The sequence below is a fragment of the Mycobacterium appelbergii genome, from assembly GCF_032883035.1.
Taxonomy (GTDB): domain Bacteria; phylum Actinomycetota; class Actinomycetes; order Mycobacteriales; family Mycobacteriaceae; genus Mycobacterium; species Mycobacterium appelbergii.
This window is the reverse complement of sequence record NZ_JAMQTH010000008.1, coordinates 255,169-269,023: the sequence shown is the minus strand read 5'-3', so window position 1 is coordinate 269,023 and position 13,855 is coordinate 255,169. Positions and strand designations below refer to the sequence as shown.

The following is a 13,855-nucleotide window of genomic DNA, read 5'->3' as shown; positions in this document are numbered from 1 at the left end:
TTCGGGTCTCCTCAAATTGATGGTTCCGTGTCCCGGAGCGGGACTGCGAGTACACGTGCCGGCGCGCCGTCACCACCCGCCACAAGAAGCGCTCCCACGAAAAGGGTCATCCACTGACCGGCAACCCCGTGCAGGACAAGGTTTTCCACGATCAAGGTCCCTGACCCGAGCAGCGCGTGGTGGACGTCGTGCCGATAGTCGGCGGACCGCAGCCCCATCGGATACTCCGGTGTGATGGTGTCGAACCCCACGAGCCGCAGCTTCTGCTCGGCGCACCAGCGAGCCGCGTCGGGAGTCAGATACGCGTGCCGGTCGATGTAGTCGTCACTGCCGTACCGTTCGTCCCAGCCGGTGCGTATCAGTAGTGCGTCGCGCGGACGCAGCTCGACGCCGGCACTGTGGAGCGACTCGGTCAGGTCGTCGGCCGTGACCGGCTCGGCGCCCGGGCGCAGCAGCTCGAGACAGTACGCGGGGCCGACGAGCACCGAGAGGTCCAGCTGATCGATTGTCGTCCCGTCCTCGACGAAATGAGAGGGTGCATCAAGGTGGGTCCCGACGTGCGTCGGCAGGTCCAGCCGCATGGCGCGCATGTGGTGCTCGTCCCAGGTGCGCGAGGATTCGAACCGCGGGGCGGGGATGGTGCGGGCATGCGGCATCCCGTTGTGCAGTGGATGCGACAGGTCAATCACGTCGGACATCGATACCTCCTCGCGCCAGGACCTGATCATCGCTTGTGACACCGGTACATTCGTCGGTCCGACTCTCCCGAAGTTGCGAATGACCGGTCTCACGGCAGCACAGCACAGCGACGACGCCGACACCGATGAAGAAGGCCAGCAGCGCCGCGACCGGCCACGTCGAGTTCGCCGCATCGGCCGCCGCCGTCGTCACGACGGGGGTCAAACCGCCCACCACCGCCGCCGACGCCTGGTACCCCAACCCGGCGCCGCTGTAGCGCACTTCGGCGGGGAACTGCTCCGGTGCAAGGGATCCCGGAATGCCGAACAAAACACCGATGAGCACGCCGCCGACAAGCAGCGCGCCGATGACCCCAGCGCGCGAACCATCCTCGACGAGGCGGTATAGCGGGAACGCCAGGACGATCGCCACGATCCCACAGGCAATGAACGGAGGGCGCCTGCCGATGCGGTCGGTAAGTGTCGTCGCGAACCACACGGCTGCCAGCTCGACCAGTCCGAAGCCGAACAGACCGATGTCGAGCGTCGCCTTCCCGATATCGAGGTTGTTGTTGACGTACGCCGGAATGAACGTGACGAACATGTAGAAGCCGCCTGCTGTCGCCGAGAACATCCCGAATGTCAGGAACAGCTCCTTGCGGTAGTCCCGCAGCAGCGTGCCCAATGGGAACCGGACCAGCTGCTGCTTCGCCTGGGCCCGCTTGAAAGACGGGGTGTCCTCGAGTCGGCGCCGCATGTACGCGCCGATCACAATGAGCAGAGCGCTGGCCAGGAACGGAATCCGCCACCCCCAACTGTGCAGCTGGTCGTCGGGGAGGAAGCCGATCGCGGTGAACACCGCGATCGCCGCGAGCAGGCCCAGCGGCGAGCCCATCTGTGGCCAGCCACCGTAACGGCCGCGCTGACCGGCCGGGGCTGACTCGATGGCGTAAACGGTGGCACCGCCCCATTCACCACCGAGGCCCAGACCCTGTACGAGACGCAACGACACCAGGGCGATGGGCGCCCACACGCCGAGCTGCTGGTATGTCGGCAGGCACCCGATCAGGAACGTCGCCGATCCCATCATGACAAGGGCCACCAGCAGGACTTTGCGCCGGCCGAGCCTGTCACCCAGGTGCCCGAAGACGACGCTTCCGACAGGTCGCGCGAGGAACCCGACCCCGAACGTCGCCAAGGCAAGCAGCGTCCCGGCGACCGGGCTGAACGACGGAAAGAACAACTTGCCGAGGACGAGCGCGGAAGCCAGGCCATAGATTTGAAAGTCGTACCACTCGATGGTCGTCCCAACGAGACTGACGATCGCCACCTGACGTGGCGAGGGCCTCTTCTCAACGTCGTCGGTCACTGATTGAGACATTGCCACCTCTCTGCCCCGCCAGCGGGACATTCGCCCCGCCGTTCAGTCTGCGAATGGGTCGTGCGGACTCTCGACCGACAGGTCGATGTAGACCGCCTTCGTCTCCGTGTACTCATCGAGGACCTCCATGCCGTTCTCGCGTCCGATGCCGCTGTACTTGAAGCCGCCGTAGGGCAACATCGGCAGAATTGGGCGGAACGTGTTCACCGAGACGAGCCCCGTCTCGATCTGCGAGGCGATGCGGTGGGCGCGGGTCACGTCCGAAGTCCACAATCCCCCGACTAGCCCGTACCGGGTGCCGTTGGCCATCGCAACGACCTCTTCCTCGGAGTCGAACGGCAGCACCGACAGCACCGGCCCGAAGATCTCCTCCTGGGCAAGGCGCGAAGTGTGGTCGACGTCGGCGAACACGGTCGGCTCGACGAAATAACCGCGGTCAAGGCCAGGGGGCCTGCCGCCGCCGGCGAGCAGCCGAAAACCCGCACCGCGACCGAACTCGATGAAGTCCTTCGTTTTCGCCAATTGCTCGGCCGAGCTGTGTGGCCCGATGTGAGTCTTCGGGTCGAACGGCGTACCCACCCTGATCCGGGACGCGCGCTCGGCCAACTTCCGGGCGAAGTCCTGGTACACACTCCGTTCGACGAACACCCGAGACGCCAGGGAACAGGACTGCCCGGTGGAACGGAAGCCACTGTGCACCGCCACCGACAATGCTCGGTCCACGTCGGCATCGGCAAAGACGATGTAAGGGGACTTGCCCCCGCACTCGAACGAGATGCGTTTGAGGTTGCCTGCGGCCGCGCGCATGATCTGCTGTGCCGTCCGGTGCTCGCCGGTGAACGAGATCTTGTCGACGTCGGGGTGCTCGGCCAGGCGTGCGCCCGCGATCGCCCCATACCCGGGAACCACGTTCACCACTCCGGACGGAAAACCCGCCTCTTCGATCAGGCGGGCCAAGACCAGGGCACTTGCCGATGTCAGCTCGGCCGGCTTGAGCACGAGAGTGTTCCCCGCCGCAAGGGCAGGCGCGAGCTTCCACGTCGCGAGCGATATCGGGGAGTTCCACGGCAGAATGGCACCGACGACCCCCACGGGTTGGCGCACCGTATAGGCATGGGCGTCCGGGTTCACCGGGATCTGGGCCCCACGGATCTTGTCCGCGGCTCCGGCAAAGTAGGTGAGCCAGTCCGCGGAACGCAGCATCTCTCCGCGGGTGTCGCGTACCGGCTTGCCGTTGTCGCGCGATTCGATCTCGGCCAGCGCGTCGCCGTCCCGCCGAAGCAGCTCGGCCAGCTTCAGCAGCAGAGCCCCGCGGTGCGATCCGCTCATACGTCCCCACGGGCCGCTCAGCGCATCGCGTGCCGCGGCCACCGCCGCATCGACGTCCTGCTCGTCGGCCTCGGCGATCTTGGCCCATACCTGCTCGGTCGACGGATCGACACTCTCGATCAATCGGCCCGAATGGGGCTGCGTCCACTCGCCACCGATGAAGAGGCGACCGAACACCTGCACGTCCTCTTCGGTGCCGACGCCACGGCTCTGGGACACGGTGCTCATGATCGCGCCCCGCCCGCGGCCACGGCCGCCGCGATATCCGTCGCCTGTGCATTCTCCGGCATCGTGGCGATCTGCTCACCGATCGCACGGGCCTCGCGACCGAGCAGCCACGCCGCATTCCGCGCGAACTTGTCCAACGTGTCGGACTCGGTCATCGGCATCTCGGGAGACCCCGGGTGATACGGCACGCGGCGTGTGAATTCGCGTCCGCCTACTGTCACCTCGATGTCTGCAGGGCAGTGCGCCGGGTAGTCGGAGTCCGGGTCCACGCCGGTCTTGACCTTCGACGCGAGATCGAGCACCTCGGTGTCGGCCAGCGCCTTCTCCCGGAACGTCTCGAGATCGACGTCGCCGCGCAGGAAGGCATGCGCCGCAACGTAGGGCAGGCTGAACCGGGCCTCGTGCGGTGCGGTCGGGCATACCTTGCGATCGGCCGGCTGCGTGACCAGCGTGAGTCCCGGCTCGGCCAGTCGGCACGTGATCGACTCCGCCGCTGTGGGATTCAATCCGGCTGTCACGACCTCGGCCCGCAGTTGGCCGAGACCGACGATGAAGGCGTGCAGCAACTGGCAGCACGGGTAGGGTTTGATCGCGGTGTCGGGCGTGTGCCATCGGTCACCGAGCCCAGAAGACGCAGTGGCCCAATCGAGTTCGCCCTCGATGGGCGCCAGGTGTGTCAGGAAGAATCCGAACTCCCCCTCGAACACGCTCTCCGGTCCGGTGATGCCGGCTTCGGCAAGGTCTGAGGCGAGCATGCCCGAGTGCGCGCCCCAACCGCCGTGCAGGACCTTCGAGGTAGATCCGGTACGGGTGGCCTCCTGGATCCCCGAGGCCATCGTGCCTGCGATTCCGAACGCGTCGACGATTCGGGAGGCCGACAGACCACGCAGGTTGCCGATGGCCGCAACCGATCCGAAGCCGCCGATCAGTGAGCTGGTGTGATAGCCACGCTGCAGGAAGCGCTTTCCGGCCACGAAGCCGAGCCGGATCATCACTTCATAACCGGCGACCACCGAGGTCAGCAGGTCGGCGATCGTGGAGCCGGCATCCTCGGCGGCAGCCAAGGCCGCAGGGATGACCGTAGACCCCGGCCGGGCCAGCGAAGACCCGTGCTTGTCGTCCATCTCCAGTGCCTGACCGAACGCTCCGTTGACCAGTGCGGCGGTGTCTGGGCGCAGACGCCGGCCGGTACCGTACACCGTGGATCCGCCGTCCGCGGGCCACCGCTCGGCGGCCGCCCGCAGCGCCTGCCCGGTCGGTTCCTCGGGATCGGCTGCGGCGATCGCGACTCCGATCGAATCCGCGATGTGCCACTGGGCAACCCGCCGAACGTTCTGCGGGATCTGGTCGTGGCGCAGCTGTGAAACGAAGTGTGCATAGGTGCGCGCGAGAGAAGGTTGGGGCCCCGAATTCATGGTGACTCCCCTCTTTCAGGACTTGGTCACTTGCAGGTGCCGTGCAAGTTCCTTGACGGGGTCGGTGCGCTGATCCAGATCGGCCACGATGCGCGCGATCTCGCGGGCGGCCTCGGCGGTGATGACCCGCTCAGCGAGATTGTGGAACTTCGCGGTGAGGTCCTCCTGAGAAAGGGGTGCCTTCCAGTGACCACTGCGGTAGGTGACGTTCTCGGTGTGTTTCGCACCCGAGGTTGTCGTCACGGTGACCCGGACCGCGCGCATTTCCTGCTTCCCTGACGCGTCGAGATCCGTGGCGACTTCCACGTTGACCTTCTCGGCGAGCGCGAGGATCTGCGGGTCGTTCAGACGGTCGTCTGTGTAACCGTCGATGAACGCGGTTCCGTCGATGAGGGTGACAGCCGCGGTGAATGGAAGGTTCATCTGCGCGGCTATGGTCTCGCCGTTGTATTCGTACGGCCAGCCGCAGTGGACATAGACCATCTCGGTCGTCTCCACCCGGATGTCGGCAACCTCCTCGGGCCGGAGGCCGGTGCGTGCCACTATCGCCCGCAGTGCGTCCACTGTCGTCTGACTACTGGCCAACGACGAGTACTGCTTGAAGCCGTTGCGTAGCGTCTCCCAGTGCTCACCGAGACCGTCGGTGGCGTAGCTCAAGTCGTACTCTGCCGAGTAGGTCGAGCAGAATCCGCCGTACGGCGCCTCGAGGACGTTACGCACCCCGGTCAACCCTTCCCGGGCTGCCAGAGCGGCGATGATCCCATTCATCGCCGCCTTGCCGGAGTGGAAGCGCTTGGCCATCGCGCCGAACTGTGCCGCCATCAGCCCCGCGGCCTGGGAGCCGGCGAGCCCAAGGGCGTTGACGTACCGATCGACGTCGAGCTCAAGAAGTTTGGCGATCGCGGCCGCTGCTCCGAAGGTGCTTGTGAGACCGCATGGGTGAAACCCGCGGTGAAAGGCACTGGGGCTCACGGTGTTCCCGACCCGGGTACCGACTTCATAACCCGCAACCACCGCAGTGATGATTTGACGCCCGTCGAACGGCCCCATCGCCTCGGCCACTGCGAGAACCGCCGGTATCACCCCGGCCCCGTAGTGGGACATCGACTGGTCATGGCAGTCGTCGAGCTCGTAGCCCTGGGCTGCGGTGCCGTTGATCAGCGCGGCCCCGAGGACGTCGGCCTTGATGGGCCGACCCCACACCGACGCAGTGTCGGCATCGTTGAACTGGGCGACCGTTCGCACCACGGCGTCGACCCATTGGGTCCCCGACCCGTAGATGCCACAACCGAGGCTGTCGAGTACGGACTGCCTGGCCATCTGTGTGACCTCTGCCGGCAGATCCTCATAGCGAAGATTCGCAACGAAGTCGGCGAGGATCCTCGTCACCGGTCGGGTACTGATGCCATTGTCGATACTGGTGGTCATGCCGTTGCGATCCCTTCGGTCAGCTCAGTCGTGGAACCGGCCGCAATCGCGTGGCCGGCCGCGCTCTCGCCTGCGAGTCGGCCGAAGACAGCGCCGCTGGTGAGACCGGTTGCCCCCGGATAGTTGTGATAGAAGATGCCGCCGACCATTTCCCCCGCGGCGAACAGACCAGGGATCAACTGCTCACGGACGTCGACGACCTGACCGTGGCCGTTGATCCGCACGCCGCCGTAGGTGAAGGTGATACCGCAGGTGACCTCATAGGCGGTATAGGGCGGAGTGTCGAGCTTGACGGCCCAATTGCTACGGGGAATCGGCAGTCCTTCCGCGCTGCGACCGTCCTTGACGTTCGGGTTGAAGGGCCGGTCGTCGCGGACGGCATCGTTGAAATCCCGCACCGTGCGCAGCATCTGCTGGCCGTCGACCTCTTCCAGCCTGGCGGCAAGCTCCTCGAGCGTGTTGGCCCTGACCTTCGTGACCATCTTCGTGCGGTACTCGTCGCGCAGCAGGTGCTCTGTCTTGCTGTCGAAGAGCTGCCAGGCGACCTGTCCGGGCTGATTGAGCACTGCGCGCCCATACTTCGCGTACGTATAGTTCCGGAAGTCTGCGCCTTCGTCGATGAATCGGTGCCCCTCACTGTTGACCACCACCGCGAACGGGTAGTTGTGGCGCTGGAACTGCGGGGTCAGGGCCAGGTCGCCGAAATCACTGGCATTGCGTTCCCATGCGACGGCGTGGCAGCCCGACCAGTGCCCACACGGTTGGGCGCCGACCTCCAGGGCCATGCGCAGTCCGTCTCCGGTGTTGTACCGCGAACCCCGGACTTTTGCGAGGTCCCAGCCCGGCCCGAGGTAGCGGCTGCGCATCTCCGCGTTCGCTTCGAAGCCGCCGCAGGCAAGAACCACCGATTCCGCGCGGAGCTCGCGCGTGACGCCTTCGATCGTCGCCACTACCCCGTGGACGCCGTCGTCGTCCCGGATGAGGTCACGGACCCAGACGTTGTAGAGGACGTCGACGCCGCGCTTGGCTGCGGCCTTGTACAGACTTTCGACGAGGCCGGGTCCACCAGCAGTCACCGCGACGGTCGCACCGCCCCAAAAACTGAACTTGCCCTCGACGTTGTATGCCTGACGGCCAAAGTCAGGCATGAAGCGGATGCCCTGGTCCCGCATCCAGAAGAGCGTTTCGCGGCTGCGGGTGACCAGGATTTCACACAATTCAGGGTCGGTGCGGTACTGCGTGATGCGTCCCATGTCGTCGTAAAAGTCGGCCTCTGAGTACGACCCGAAGTCGGCGGTGCTCACGTCCCGGTCCGTCAGATCCGGGCAGAGCGCACGGATGTCGCCGGCGCCGTCGTAAACGAATCTCATCAGTCCGTCGGTGAAGGCACTGTTGCCCCCGCGTTCCTCACTCGGCGCGCGTTCGAGGACCAGGACGCGGGCTCCGGCCTGGCGGGCACTGAGGGCGGCGCAGAGCGCGGCGTTGCCGCCACCGACCACGATCACGTCGTAGGTGGGCTCGACTGTCGGTCGAGGCATGTGGGGTCTCCGTTTTCGTGCGATTGGCTGTTGTGCGGGCGTTTTCCGCGTGTTGCAACTCACACGACGATAAGGCAATAACGCATACTTGAGCAGATTGATATGTCATACCGGCATACTGGGCCTGTATAGCCCCGACGGAAGAGAGATGGGGCCGATGAAGCTTCAGCAACTCGAGATTGTCTTGGAGATCGTCAAGAACGGCTTCCACATATCGGCGGCCGCCAGGGCACTGCACACCTCACAGCCCGGCGTCAGCCGTCAGCTCCAGATGCTCGAGTCCGAGCTGGGTTTCCCAGTCTTCGCCCGCACTCGCAATCACATTGACGGGCTGACCGAGGCAGGCGAGATCGTCGCGGACATCGCGCGGCGGGTCACCGGTGACCTCGAGACGCTCAAGAACCTCGAGGACCACATACTCGCGGCCGACAAGGGCACCCTCACGATTGCCACTACGCACACGCATGCCAGCTATGTGCTGCCGAAGGTGATCGCCTCGTTCATTCGCGCCTACCCTGACGTGCAGGTCATCATGCGGCAAGGCGATCCGGACGAGGTCAGCAAGCTGGTCCAGGATGGTGAGGCCGATCTTGCCGTGAGTTCCGAGTCTCAGAAGGACTTTCCTGATCTCGTCAAGCTTCCGTGCTTTGCGCTGCCACGCGTTCTCGTCACGCCGAATGACCACCCTTTGACCAAGGTCAAGCAGCTACAAATCGAAGACATCGCCCGTTATCCCATCCTGACGTACGACCATCACTTCAGCGGCTACTGGAAGGTGATGAAGGCATTCCAGTCGGTGAACCTGACTCCGCGCATCGTCCTGAGCGCCATCGACGCGGGCGTATGCAAGACCTACGTCGAAATGGGTCTCGGCATAGCAATTCTTGCTGAGATCACCGTTGTTCCCGAACGCGACGTCGGCCTTACGGCAATCCCGGTCAGCCATCTGTTCGAGTCGAGCACGACCTACGTCAAATTGCGTCCGTCGGCCTATCCGCGACGGTACCTCCTGAGCTTCATCGAGCGGATCGCTCCGCGGCTCACTCCGGACGTAGTCCGCAGTCACCTTCGCACCTGAGCCGGAGATTCGCCGATTTCCGCCAATAACGCGCGCCCGACTCTGCCCTGCGGGATCAACACCTGGCCGAGATCAACGACCTCATCATCGGCAACAGCCGTTATAGCCGAAAACCCGGCTGCGCCATGCACAGCCGGGTTTTTCGCGCTATCTGACTCAGACGGCGTGCTCGTCGGCGACGTCGAGTGCCTTGTCCAGGATCGACAGTCCTTCGCGCGCCTCGTCGGCCGAGACGTTGCACGGCGGCACGACGTGGATGCGGTTGTAGTTGGCGAACGGCAGCAGGCCGTTGGCCTTGCACGCGCCGATCACCGCGGCCATCGCCGGGCTCGAACCACCATAGGGCGCCAACGGTTCCCGGGTTTCCTGGTTCGCGACGAGTTCGACGGCCCAGAACACTCCGGCACCGCGCACCTCGCCGACACTGCGGTGTTTGGCGGCCATTTCGGCAAGAGCGGGTCCGATGATCTCGGCGCCGATCTTCGCGGCGTTGTCGACCATGCCTTCGTCCTCCATCGCGTTGATGGTGGCCACGGCCGACGCGGTCGCCAACGGATGCCCGGAGTAGGTCAGCCCGCCCGGATAGGTGCGATGGGCGAACGTCTCGTAGATGGCAGGGCTGATCGCCACGCCGCCGAGCGGGACGTAACCCGAGTTGACACCCTTGGCGAAGGTCAACAGGTCGGGAACCACGTCGAAATGGTCGATGGAGAACCATTTTCCGCTACGGCCGAATCCGGCCATCACCTCGTCGGCGATGAAGACGATGCCGTAACGGTCGCAGATCTCCCGGACACCCGCGATGTAGCCGGGCGGGGGCACCATGATGCCCGCGGTGCCGGGGATCGACTCCAGGATGATCGCGGCGATCGTCGACGGACCTTCGAGCCGGATCAACTCGTCGAGATAGGCCAGCGCCCGCTCGGATTCCTCGGCTTCGGTGGTCGCATGGAACTGCGAGCGGTACAGGAATGGCCCGAAGAAGTGCACCACCCCGGCATTACCGTGATCGTTCGGCCAACGGCGGGGGTCACCGGTCAGGTTGACCGCCGTCTCGGTGCCACCGTGATAGGCGCGGTAGCGCGACAGCACCTTGTAGCGCCCGGTGTGCAGCCGCGCCATCCGCACCGCATGCTCGACGGCATCCGCACCGGCGTTGGTGAAGAAGATCCTGTTCAATTCACCAGGAGTGCGTTCGGCGATCAGGCGAGCCGCCTCCGAGCGTGCCGAGTTGGCGTGCTGCGGTGCCACCGTGCACAGCTTGGCCGCCTGGGCGGCGATGGCGTCGACCACCTTCGGATGCTGATGTCCGATGTTGGTGTTGACCAGCTGGCAGGAGAAATCCAGCAGCCGGTTACCGTCGCCATCCCATACGTAGGAACCCTGCGCGGCGGTGATCGTCATCGGGGAGATCTCGGCCTGCGCCGACCACGAGTGGAACACGTGCGCGCGGTCGAGTTCGTAGGCACGCGCGGCCTCGGCTTTGGCCGCCTCGACCGTCAGCCCGTTGGGCAGCACGGTCGAGGACTCTTCAGTCACAGTCATGTCTGCAGTCTCTCACTTGTTCTCGGGGAAGCCGAGGTTGATGCCACCGTGGGAGGGGTCCAGCCAGCGGGTGGTGATGGCCTTGGTGCGGGTGAAGAAGTGAACGCCTTCGGCGCCGTGCGCGTGACTGTCGCCGAACAGCGATGCCTTCCAGCCACCGAAGCTGTAGTAGGACATGGGAACCGGGATCGGCACGTTGATGCCGACCATGCCGACCTCGACCTCGTTCTGGAAGCGCCGCGCGGCGCCACCGTCGTTGGTGAAGATCGCGGTGCCGTTGCCGTAGGGGTTGTTGTTGATCAACTCCAGAGCCTCGTCATAGGTGTCGACGCGCAGCACCGAGAGCACCGGGCCGAAGATCTCGTCGGTGTAGACGCTCATCTGCGGCGTGACGTTGTCGAGCAGGGTGGGGCCCAGCCAGAAGCCGTCCTCACCACCGTTGGCGATCACGGTGCGCCCGTCGACCACGACCTTCGCACCATCGGCCTCTCCGGCGTCGATGTAGCCGGCGACCTTGTCGCGGTGCACCTTGGTGACCAGCGGACCCATATCCGAATCCTTGGTGCCGTCACCTGTCTTGAGTCCGGTGGCGCGTTCGGCGATCTTGGCGATCAGCTCATCGGCGATCGGACCAACCGCGACCGCGGCCGAGATGGCCATGCAACGCTCCCCGGCCGAGCCGAAGCCGGCGTTGACCATCGCATCGGCAGCCAGGTCCAGATCGGCATCGGGCAGGATCACCGCGTGGTTCTTGGCTCCGCCCAGGGCCTGCACCCGCTTGCCTGCCGCGGTGGCGGTGGCGTAGACGTACTGGGCGATCGGGGTCGAGCCGACGAAAGACACCGCCTTGATCTTGGGGTTGGTCAAGAGCTCGTCGACCGCGGTCTTGTCACCCTGCAGCACGTTGAAGACACCGGCAGGCAGGCCGGCCTCCTCCCACAGCTTGGCCATCCAGATCGAGGAGGACGGATCTTTCTCGGACGGCTTGAGCACCACGGTGTTGCCCGCGGCGATCGCGATCGGGAAGAACCACATCGGCACCATGGCCGGGAAGTTGAACGGCGAGATGATCCCGACCGGGCCCAGGGGCTGCAGCACGGAGTGCACATCCACGTTGGTCGATGCGTTTTCGGTGAACCCACCCTTGAGCAGATTCGGGATGCCGCAGGCGAACTCGACGACCTCCAGGCCGCGGCTCACCTCGCCGAGCGCATCGGAGAGCACCTTGCCGTGCTCGGAGGTGATGATCGCGGCCAGCTCTTCCTTACGGGCGTTGAGCAATTCGCGGTAGGCGAACAGCACCTGCGTGCGCTTGGTCAGCGAGGTGTCGCGCCATGCCGGGAACGCCGCGGCCGCAGAATCGATCACCGCACGCGCATCCTCGACATTGGCCAACGCCAGTTCACCGGTCACCGCGCCCGTCGCCGGATTGGTCACCGGAGAAGTTGCGCTGGAAGCACCGGCAAACGACTTGCCGTCGCGCCAGTGTTGGATGACATTGCTCATGTGCGGGAACCTCCATCGACGGAATGATCTGGTGCTATCACTGTGCGACACCACCAGCCCGCCGACGGCCGTCACTGTGTCTTGATGGATCGGCTCTTTATTACACTCTGTAAATGATCCCGACTGTCCGTGACGTCATCGACCTGCCGGTGATGCAAGCCGGGGCACCCGAGGTCGTCAGTGCCGAACACCTCGACCGCCCGGTGCGCTGGGTGCATGTCAGCGACATGCCCGACCTGTCCGGCCTGCTGCAGGGCGGTGAGCTGGTGCTCACCACCGGCTCGGCGCTGCGCGACGCGCCGCGGGAGTACCTCGATCGGATGGGGCGGGCAGGCGCCGTCGGGGTGGTGGTCGAGCTGGGCACCCGCGTCGACTCACTGCCCGACACGGTCGGTCCGCTCGCGCAGTCCCTCGGGATCCCCCTCGTGCTGTTGCACCGGGAGACCAAGTTCGTCGAAGTCACCGAGGCGGTGCACCGGTTGATCGTCGCCGACCAGTACGAGGAACTGGCATTCGCCCACCGGGCCCACCAGACGTTCACCGACCTGAGCATGAGGCGCGCATCGCTCGCCGACATCGTCCGCGCTGCCGCGGATCTGGTCACCGAATCGGTGGTGCTGGAGGACCTTTCACATCAGGTGCTGGCGGTGTCACCGCAAGGCGAGCCGACCGCGGCCGTACTGACCGACTGGCAGCACCGGTCAAGGGCGATGGCAGAACCGTGGGCCACCACCGCGGTCGGGCCGCGGTCCGAGGAGTGGGGCCGGCTCATCATTCCGCACGCGCCTGCGGCGCCGGCCAAGGCCAAGATGGTGCTCGAACGCGCGGCCCAGGCGTTGGCCCTGCACCGGATGGCCGAACGGGGACGTACCGGGCTGGAACACCAGGCCCAGAGTGGATTGATCGACGATGTGCTCGGTGACCGTATCGCCGACGATCGTGAGGCCGATGCCCGTGCGTTCGCGCTCGGCCTGCGCACCAGCGGGCCCTATCTTCCGGTGACGGTCCGCGTGAGCGCACCGCTGGACCGGCTCGACCCGGTCGCCGTGCAACGCCGCAACCTCCGAATTCTCGACGCGGTCGTGCACAGCGTCAAATCGTTGGGGCACAGTGCAATATGCTCCATCCGACGCGATGGCGAGGTGGGCCTGGTGCTGGCCGTCTCAACCCGCCGTGGTGTCACCGCCGAGGCCAATCTGACCCGCATCGCCGAGGGCCTTCGCGAAGCCATCGGCCGCGGGGGCGACACCGACAAGGTCGTGGTCGCGATCGGCACCAGCGCGGGCGCGTTCGCCGACGCGGTGCACGGCCTCCGGGAAGCCGCGCACGTCGCCGACGTGGCGATGTCGATGTCAGGAGCAGCCCGCCCCTTCGTGCGCGCGTCCGACGTCCGCCTGCGCGGACTGCTGGCGCTGCTGCACGATGATCCCCGGGTGCTCACCTTCGCCGAGACCGAACTCAAGACCCTGCTGATCCACGACGCCGATCACGGGGAGAACGACATGGCGGTGCTGCGCGGATATCTGGAACTGGCAGGCAACAAGTCCGCGTTGTCCAAACGGCTGCACATGAGCAGGCCCGCGCTCTACAGCCGGCTGGCCTCGATTCAGCGCCGACTCGGTGTCGACCTGGACGACGGTGAGTCGATGACTTCCCTGCACGTGGCACTGCTGATTCTCGACACCCACCACGGCGCAACCCGGAGTCCCACCGGCTGAGCGCAATACTGG

General features: G+C 65.5%; 10 protein-coding genes. 2 read left to right on the top strand and 8 right to left on the bottom strand.

Annotated features, from left to right (window positions below):
- Positions 1-11: 11 nt before the first annotated feature.
- The 6 genes from M1247_RS20200 to tcuA are packed head-to-tail and all read right to left on the bottom strand — an operon-like array spanning position 12 to position 7,996.
- The gene (locus M1247_RS20200; protein WP_317158158.1) at positions 12-698 is read right to left on the bottom strand and encodes a cyclase family protein; all 687 of its coding nucleotides are present in this window, start codon (positions 696-698) and stop codon (positions 12-14) included.
- Positions 682-2,046 (bottom strand): MFS transporter, encoded by a 1,365-nt coding sequence (locus M1247_RS20195; RefSeq protein ID WP_317158157.1) that lies wholly within the window; start codon positions 2,044-2,046, stop codon positions 682-684. Before M1247_RS20195 ends, M1247_RS20200 begins: the two co-directional genes overlap by 17 nt.
- Before the next feature lie 54 nt (positions 2,047-2,100).
- Positions 2,101-3,615, bottom strand: a complete 1,515-nt coding sequence (locus tag M1247_RS20190) for an aldehyde dehydrogenase family protein (protein ID WP_317158156.1) — start codon at positions 3,613-3,615, stop codon at positions 2,101-2,103.
- A complete protein-coding gene (locus tag M1247_RS20185; RefSeq protein ID WP_317158155.1) occupies positions 3,612-5,030 on the bottom strand; it encodes an MmgE/PrpD family protein in 1,419 nt (472 codons plus the stop codon). Before M1247_RS20185 ends, M1247_RS20190 begins: the two co-directional genes overlap by 4 nt.
- A gap of 15 nt (positions 5,031-5,045) precedes the next feature.
- Positions 5,046-6,458, bottom strand: coding sequence for an MmgE/PrpD family protein (locus M1247_RS20180; protein ID WP_317158154.1), 1,413 nt, complete (start codon positions 6,456-6,458; stop codon positions 5,046-5,048).
- The gene (gene tcuA, locus M1247_RS20175; protein ID WP_317158153.1) at positions 6,455-7,996 is read right to left on the bottom strand and encodes an FAD-dependent tricarballylate dehydrogenase TcuA; all 1,542 of its coding nucleotides are present in this window, start codon (positions 7,994-7,996) and stop codon (positions 6,455-6,457) included. Before tcuA ends, M1247_RS20180 begins: the two co-directional genes overlap by 4 nt.
- Positions 7,997-8,153: 157 nt before the next feature.
- Here tcuA and M1247_RS20170 point away from each other — a divergent pair, with 157 nt between their 5' ends.
- Complete coding sequence (locus M1247_RS20170; RefSeq protein ID WP_317158152.1) at positions 8,154-9,074, top strand: LysR substrate-binding domain-containing protein; 921 nt, start codon at positions 8,154-8,156, stop codon at positions 9,072-9,074.
- Between the two features lie 156 nt (positions 9,075-9,230).
- Here M1247_RS20170 and M1247_RS20165 read toward each other — a convergent pair whose 3' ends face one another.
- Positions 9,231-10,619: an aspartate aminotransferase family protein gene (locus tag M1247_RS20165; RefSeq protein ID WP_317158151.1), complete on the bottom strand. Its 1,389-nt coding sequence runs from the start codon at positions 10,617-10,619 to the stop codon at positions 9,231-9,233.
- Between the two features lie 12 nt (positions 10,620-10,631).
- Positions 10,632-12,125, bottom strand: coding sequence for a CoA-acylating methylmalonate-semialdehyde dehydrogenase (locus M1247_RS20160; protein ID WP_317158150.1), 1,494 nt, complete (start codon positions 12,123-12,125; stop codon positions 10,632-10,634).
- A 113-nt stretch (positions 12,126-12,238) separates the two neighbouring features.
- Between M1247_RS20160 and M1247_RS20155 the strand changes: the two genes are divergently transcribed.
- On the top strand, positions 12,239-13,843 hold the full coding sequence (locus M1247_RS20155; protein WP_317158149.1) for a PucR family transcriptional regulator: 1,605 nt from the start codon (positions 12,239-12,241) through the stop codon (positions 13,841-13,843).
- Positions 13,844-13,855: the final 12 nt, after the last annotated feature.

Excerpts from the sequence above, each read along its gene's own strand:
- M1247_RS20200 (WP_317158158.1), bottom strand. The coding sequence starts at position 698 with ATGTCCGACGTGATTGACCTGTCGCATCCACTGCACAACGGGATGCCG.
- M1247_RS20190 (WP_317158156.1), bottom strand. The coding sequence starts at position 3,615 with ATGAGCACCGTGTCCCAGAGCCGTGGCGTCGGCACCGAAGAGGACGTG.
- M1247_RS20185 (WP_317158155.1), bottom strand. The coding sequence starts at position 5,030 with ATGAATTCGGGGCCCCAACCTTCTCTCGCGCGCACCTATGCACACTTC.
- M1247_RS20180 (WP_317158154.1), bottom strand. The coding sequence starts at position 6,458 with ATGACCACCAGTATCGACAATGGCATCAGTACCCGACCGGTGACGAGG.
- tcuA (WP_317158153.1), bottom strand. The coding sequence starts at position 7,996 with ATGCCTCGACCGACAGTCGAGCCCACCTACGACGTGATCGTGGTCGGT.
- M1247_RS20170 (WP_317158152.1), top strand. The coding sequence starts at position 8,154 with ATGAAGCTTCAGCAACTCGAGATTGTCTTGGAGATCGTCAAGAACGGC.
- M1247_RS20165 (WP_317158151.1), bottom strand. The coding sequence starts at position 10,619 with ATGACTGTGACTGAAGAGTCCTCGACCGTGCTGCCCAACGGGCTGACG.
- M1247_RS20160 (WP_317158150.1), bottom strand. The coding sequence starts at position 12,125 with ATGAGCAATGTCATCCAACACTGGCGCGACGGCAAGTCGTTTGCCGGT.
- M1247_RS20155 (WP_317158149.1), top strand. The coding sequence starts at position 12,239 with ATGATCCCGACTGTCCGTGACGTCATCGACCTGCCGGTGATGCAAGCC.